This window comes from Vibrio sp. SALL6 (genome assembly GCF_002002385.1).
Classification (GTDB): Bacteria; Pseudomonadota; Gammaproteobacteria; order Enterobacterales; family Vibrionaceae; genus Vibrio; species Vibrio parahaemolyticus.
The window spans coordinates 87,687-93,894 of sequence record NZ_MQVK01000025.1 but is presented as its reverse complement, the minus strand read 5'-3'; the positions used below and the strand labels follow the sequence as shown (position 1 = coordinate 93,894).

The 6,208-nt window shown below is 45.2% G+C and carries 8 protein-coding genes and 1 pseudogene; 4 read left to right on the top strand and 5 right to left on the bottom strand.

Features of this window, described 5'->3' with window-relative positions; genetic code table 11:
* From BIW15_RS17265 to BIW15_RS17245, 4 genes and pseudogenes are all read right to left on the bottom strand, one after another.
* Window positions 1–236: pseudogene (locus BIW15_RS17265) on the bottom strand (flagellin); the annotation flags it as partial.
* Window positions 237–499: 263 nt separating this feature from the next.
* Window positions 500–1,633 carry a flagellin gene (locus BIW15_RS17255; RefSeq protein WP_020841156.1) on the bottom strand — a complete coding sequence of 378 codons (1,134 nt, stop codon included), beginning with the start codon at window positions 1,631–1,633 and terminating at the stop codon, window positions 500–502.
* 149 nt (window positions 1,634–1,782) lie between these two features.
* A complete protein-coding gene (locus BIW15_RS17250; RefSeq protein ID WP_069540393.1) occupies window positions 1,783–2,685 on the bottom strand; it encodes a Dyp-type peroxidase in 903 nt (300 codons plus the stop codon).
* 45 nt (window positions 2,686–2,730) lie between these two features.
* Window positions 2,731–3,216: a DUF2919 domain-containing protein gene (locus BIW15_RS17245; protein ID WP_025500222.1), complete on the bottom strand. Its 486-nt coding sequence runs from the start codon at window positions 3,214–3,216 to the stop codon at window positions 2,731–2,733.
* A 144-nt stretch (window positions 3,217–3,360) separates the two neighbouring features.
* Between BIW15_RS17245 and BIW15_RS17240 the strand changes: the two genes are divergently transcribed.
* Together BIW15_RS17240 and BIW15_RS17235 are read left to right on the top strand one after the other, a co-directional pair.
* Window positions 3,361–3,717, top strand: coding sequence for a DUF2956 domain-containing protein (locus BIW15_RS17240; RefSeq protein WP_025509526.1), 357 nt, complete (start codon window positions 3,361–3,363; stop codon window positions 3,715–3,717).
* Window positions 3,718–3,720: 3 nt separating this feature from the next.
* A complete protein-coding gene (locus tag BIW15_RS17235) occupies window positions 3,721–4,053 on the top strand; it encodes a DUF4156 domain-containing protein (protein WP_025509527.1) in 333 nt (110 codons plus the stop codon).
* Window positions 4,054–4,087: 34 nt separating this feature from the next.
* Here BIW15_RS17235 and BIW15_RS17230 read toward each other — a convergent pair whose 3' ends face one another.
* Window positions 4,088–4,375: a helix-turn-helix domain-containing protein gene (locus tag BIW15_RS17230; RefSeq protein WP_005494336.1), complete on the bottom strand. Its 288-nt coding sequence runs from the start codon at window positions 4,373–4,375 to the stop codon at window positions 4,088–4,090.
* 295 nt (window positions 4,376–4,670) lie between these two features.
* On the opposite strand from BIW15_RS17230, the gene BIW15_RS17220 reads away from it, so the two are divergent.
* Window positions 4,671–5,021, top strand: a complete 351-nt coding sequence (locus BIW15_RS17220; protein WP_005484501.1) for an ArsC family reductase — start codon at window positions 4,671–4,673, stop codon at window positions 5,019–5,021.
* A 19-nt stretch (window positions 5,022–5,040) separates the two neighbouring features.
* Window positions 5,041–6,177 (top strand): succinyl-diaminopimelate desuccinylase, encoded by a 1,137-nt coding sequence (gene dapE, locus BIW15_RS17215; protein WP_005457682.1) that lies wholly within the window; start codon window positions 5,041–5,043, stop codon window positions 6,175–6,177.
* The last annotated feature ends 31 nt before the right edge of the window (window positions 6,178–6,208 follow it).

Here is a 6,208-nt window from a genome sequence, read left to right as displayed (position 1 = left end):
TCAGCAGTTTGTGCAATAGAGATACCGTCGTTCGCGTTGCGAACAGCCACATCCAGGCCACGGCTTTGTACGTTCAAACGGTTCGAGATTTGTAGACCCGCAGCGTCATCTTTTGCGCTGTTGATTTTGAAACCTGAAGACAAACGCTCCATTGAGGTTTGTTGTGCTGAGTTTGCGTTGTTTAGGTAACGCTGCGCGGTCATCGCTGATACGTTAGTGTTTACATTCACTGCCATGGTGATTTCTCCAATTGATTTTCCGATGTAGCGGTTTCCGACGTCTCGGAAAACCAAGTAGTTCTCTCAAAGTTACTTTTATTAACGGCGCTCAACCTGATTTCTTTAGGGAATTTTTTGGATTTTTTTGAAAAAAGTTCGTTTGGAAAGGGAATCGTGATGAAGAAGATAAAAAAGCAAAAAAACTTCAATTTTTCGCTAAAGCTTCTTTTCGAGCTGTCGATACAACCTGATTTTGCGTTGAAATTAAGAATCCAAATCACCTAACCAAGCAAGGTAAGAGCGAGGTTTGGCGCCTGTTTAGCTTGGGCTAAAATAGTGGTACTGACTTGTTGCAAGATCTGCTGCTTCACCATTTGCGTGGTTTCTTTGGCGTAATCAGTATCTTGAATACGACTGTTCGATGCCGCTAAATTTTCGTGGATGTTATCTAGATTATTGATCGCATGATTGAAGCGATTTTGATATGCACCTAACTCGGCACGTTGGCTATCGACAAATTTCATCGCCGTGTCTAGTACAGCGACAGCTTGCTGCGCCCCACCAACGGTTGTGATGTTCAGGTTATTGACCGCATCATAACCTTTCAACGACATCCCAAGCTCACTCGCAAGATCTCCTGAGAATGAAATCGTTCCGGCGGTTTCTTCTCCTGCCATAAAGATCTGTAACTGGCCTTTTTCATTAACAGAAGCCGTCACTTTGTCGGTTTGACCATTAATGTAAGTCGCGAGTTCTTCAATATCATCACCGGCTTTGGCATTGATTTGGATTTTTTCCGTCTCGCCAGAACGGTTGGTGAAAGACATCGTCAGATCATTGGCGTTCTCTTTTACCTGCCAATCAGAATCAGCACGCCCTTGAGCAACATAACTAAAGCCCCCCATGTCCAACCCGTCAGTACGCATCGATTTCAACTCAATCTGTACGGCTTCACCAGAAGCAGCACCGATTTGAAAAGACGATTTGCCGAATGTGCCATTCAACAGTTTGCGTCCACCAAAAGATGTGGTTTCCGCAATGCGGTTCAACTCATCGTTTAACGCAGTGACTTCTTCTTGCAACGCGGTACGCTCGGCTTGGCTGTTTGAGCCATTAGCCGACTGAAGCGACAAATCACGCATACGTTGCATGATGTTCGTCACCTCATTCATCGCGCCTTCTGCGGTTTGCATGATGGAGATGCCATCATTAGCGTTACGAACCGCCACATCCAAACCACGCATTTGTGATTGCAGACGATTGGAGATTTGCAGGCCTGCCGCGTCATCTTTTGCGCTGTTAATACGCTTCCCTGAAGACAAACGCTCCATGGATTGATTCAGCATATCCGTTGCACTGGTCAAATGACGTTGTGCGACAAGTGCTGCAACATTGGTATTAACGGTGATAGCCAAGAGACACAGACTCCAAATAAATTAAGGCTTTGGATACTTATCGACCAAGCAACAGAAAGATTTAGCGTTTTTTGAAAAGAGATTGGAATGAGAGAATAGAAAACAAAAAACCCTCCGAATGGAGGGCTTTGGAAGCTTTTAACTATTAATTACTTAATGGCCAGTTCTGCTAGCATTTCTTGTGAAGGAGAGAAGAAGTAAGCACCTGTTACTGCTTTAGTGAAGCGAAGCAGTTGGTCTGTTTTACCGTCGGTTACACCGTACATGCTCTCTAGCATCACTTTGATATTGTGAAGTGTATTGCAGTAAGAGATGAACAACAGACCGTGCGCACCAGTCACAGTGCCGTATGGCAAGCTATGACGAACAATCTTCAAACCTTTGCCTTCTTCTTTAATATCAACTCGACCAACGTGAGATGCTGCCGGTACGTCTTCTAGCTCGACTGAATCGGGTTTGGTGCGACCAATAACTTTCTCTTGAGCTTTGATATTTAGGCGATTCCAAGCTGGCAAGTTATGCTCAAAACGTTGAACCATAACATAGCTGCCACCAGCATATGGGCCATCTTTTACCAATGCTACGTCAGCGCGAGCGTCCCCTTTCGGGTTTTCTGTGCCGTCGATAAAGTCCGTCATGTCACGTGCATCTAGGTAGCGGTAGCCGTACGTTTCATCCACGACCGTCACATCTTCTGCAATATCGGTTAGGAATTTGCGCAATACGTAAAAGTGCAAATCGTGGCGAGTAGAATGGCAGTGAATAAGCACATCAACATCTGTTGTTGGCGCAATAATGTCGCCTTCACCAAGTTGTGGAAAATCAATCAGCTCTTCTGGTGCGTCAATATTTAGGTGCTGCCAGAATGATTTGGTGAATGCGATGGAAATCGTCAGATTAGCGCCCGGTTGACTGTTGTTTAAGTCTTTAACCAGCTCAGGAAGCGCTTTCAGTTTCGCCAATACGTTTTCACGGTTTTGGTTCACTTTTAGTTGAGTGTACAGTGCAAATGGCCCTGCTTCTGGCACGATCGCCGTTTGAGCTTGTGACATTGAGGTATCCTCTATACTTTGCCCCATTGCGGGAAATTATTGTTTTTAATTTTTTGAAGGCTGTTTCACATCGTGCTCAAGCTGTGGCACGTTAAAACAGTCTTTTACCCATCTTCCGTTGAGAAGATAGATCATAAACCAAGTTAATAAGGTGATGGTTAGAGCATTTGCCCAATTGAATACACCATGTTCTAGGTACACATGATACATGGTCTGAGCGAGTTGAATACCGCACAAGATCAAAGTCATCTCACGGCCATATCGCGTTATTTGATTTACCCAACCACGATCTGGGTGACGCAATCCCATCAGCCACATCAATAACAGGCTTGGAATACCAATCGACAAACCTAAATACAACGTACTGGAATCAGGATAGACAATGGACAAAAGCTTGCTGCCGCTTTCTCGGCTGACACCCGCCATTGCAAAAACCACCCAAGAGCGAGCCAGAAACATCCATCCTAGCCAAACAAGAATAGGCGCTTTCAAAAATCCATGAGCGTCATATTGGTCAAATGAGTAGCGCACAATATCGTCTTCTTAGTTTCATAAAAACGCCACTTTAACCGATCGATTCAGAGTTGCAAGCAAGCAAAGATGAGAACTAAAGTTCATTTCATCATCTTACGCAGGTAAACTAAACGCAGATTTACAGTGACGTCGATGAGAAACATGAAAAAAAGAACCCCTGCAACCCCAGTTCCTTCTCTAGAAACTCAAACCGAGGCCATGAAGCTCGCAAAAGCGACACAGAAACCGGGTCAAACGAAAGAGCAAACCAAACTGATTGCTCAAGGTATCGAAAAAGGCATCGCTCAATACAAAAAACAGCAAAAAGAGCGAAATCGTCAAGCAGATAAAGCAAAGAAAAAACAACAGCGTGAAAAACTGCGCCAGCATGAAGAAGATGCTATCGAGTCAGATAACATCACGAATAATACGCCAACCCACACCCCAAGTAAGCTGCCTTGGGCGCTACTTGCGTTAAGTTGGATTGGCTTTGCGGCTTACATTATGTTGAGTAAATAACGGATGAAACAGGTATTACTTGGATTTTTTGTCGTACTTCTCTCTGGTTGTACGATGCCTTCTCATGTGACTCATGCTCAAAGCCAAGATGTTCATATTCGCATTGACGGTCAGTTCAACCCTGAGCGATGCGAATACAAAGGTGAAGTCACTGGAAGCGAGGGACATTGGTATAACTACATTTTCATGACCAATGACGCGATGATGCAAGGGGCGATGAATGATTTAAAAAACAATGCTGCGGCCATTGGCGCGGACACTGTGTTCATGGTTTCTCCGCAAGATTTCATCACCTCATTTAGCGTGCTGGGTTCTGCTTACCTCTGCAATGAGTGACGCCTAGATATGAAAAAAGCCAGCGATTGCTGGCTTATGCACGAAATCCAAGACTGCTAGCGATATCTCTCTCCCGATCTAAAACCCATTGGCTATCAAAAGGTCCCCAATCCGAAAGTTGGTAATAGCCGTCATTATGACGTCGGCCATCTTGAACGAATATGAGTTCAATGCCGATCCCCGGTAATGCCTTTAGTACATCTTGAATTGTACGACGAGGCCACCCCGTTTTTTCGATCAACTTTGGCACATTCGGCCTTTCTAGGTTTTCCACCAACAAGGCCAAATATAGCCGCCTTGCAAAAACAGGACTCAATTCCATTGACACCTCCTAAAATTGTGCTGAATCATTATTTCGTTTTTGCCAAGTAAGATGTTGCGTTTGATCAATAACTCGACTTTTCCACTTGATTTAGGCGTTTTTTTATCCGCTTTATGCCAAATTAAGTTCTGTTTTGGCATGTGAGACCAGTTATCCACTTCTATATGAAAATTATTCTCCACAGCGTTTTGTCAGTTTGATTGCTTCTTGATAGGATGCTGAATCAGCCAAGAAATACCTCCCCAAAGCGCGTTGCGCTCTAGAGAGTAAAAACAGAATAAAAAAGGGAAACATTATGACAATTACCATGTTCGGCATTCCAAACTGCGACACCATCAAAAAAGCAAAGAAATGGTTGGAAGCTGAAAACATTGCGTTTGATTTTCACGACTACCGCAAACAAGGTATTGATGCTCAAATGGTGACTGAATTTTGTCAGGCGCTAGGCTGGGAACAAGTTCTCAACAAACGTGGCACCACGTTCCGCCAACTGACTCAAGAACAAAAAGACACGCTTAACGAAGAAAATGCTATTGCGCTGTTGGTTGACAACCCAGCGATGATTAAGCGCCCAATTCTGAACGTAGACGGCCAACTCCATATCGGTTTCAAAGCAGACCAATACGCTACGATTTTTAATTCATAAATGTAAGGAAGACTCAAGGATGACAGACAGTCCAGTACTGGCACTTGCAAAAGACCTGATCAGCCGCCAGTCCGTAACACCTGAAGATGCAGGTTGTCAGGACCTAATGATCGAGCGTTTAAAAGCGCTCGGTTTTGAAATTGAAGTTATGGTGTTTGAAGACACCACCAACTTTTGGGCGCGTCGCGGTAACGAAGCGCCATTGTTTGCTTTCGCAGGTCACACAGATGTCGTACCCGCAGGCAAGCTAGAACAATGGGATACACCACCGTTTGAGCCAACCATCATTGATGGTTACCTTCATGGTCGCGGTGCGGCCGATATGAAAGGCTCTTTGGCGGCGATGGTAGTGGCCGTTGAACGCTTCATTGCCGAGCACCCAGATCACAAAGGCTCTATTGGCTTTTTGATCACTTCTGATGAGGAAGGTCCTTTCATTAACGGTACCGTTCGCGTCGTAGAAGCGCTGATGGAACGTGGTGAGAACATCGACATGTGCATCGTTGGCGAGCCTTCTAGTACAGAAATTGTGGGTGATGTTGTAAAAAATGGCCGCCGAGGTTCGATTACCGGTGACCTAACCGTAAAAGGCACACAAGGCCATGTTGCCTACCCTCACCTCGCTAATAACCCTGTTCACGCATCGCTACTTGCCATCCACGAACTGGCAACAACAGAGTGGGATAAAGGCAATGATTACTTCCCGCCAACAAGCTTCCAAATTCCCAATGTATCTGCGGGCACAGGGGCATCTAACGTGATTCCTGGCGAGTTCAACGTTCAATTCAACCTACGTTTTAGCACCGAACTGAACAATGACACTATCGTCCAGCGCGTAACAGAAACACTGGATAAGCATGATCTCAACTACGATCTACATTGGACATTCAACGGCGACCCGTTCTTAACAGACACGGGTGCCCTACTTGATGCCGTGGTCGCTGCCGTAGCGGAAGTGAACAACACCAAACCTGCGCTGCTCACAACGGGTGGTACGTCAGACGGACGTTTCATTGCTCGCATGGGTGGTCAAGTCGTTGAGCTTGGGCCTGTCAATGCCACGATTCACAAAGTGAACGAGTGCGTAAAAGTGGACGATCTTGAGAAGTTGACTGACATGTACGAAAACACCTTAAAACACCTACTCGCGAAGTAATCGCACGTAGTTAACCCATTGATGAGCATAC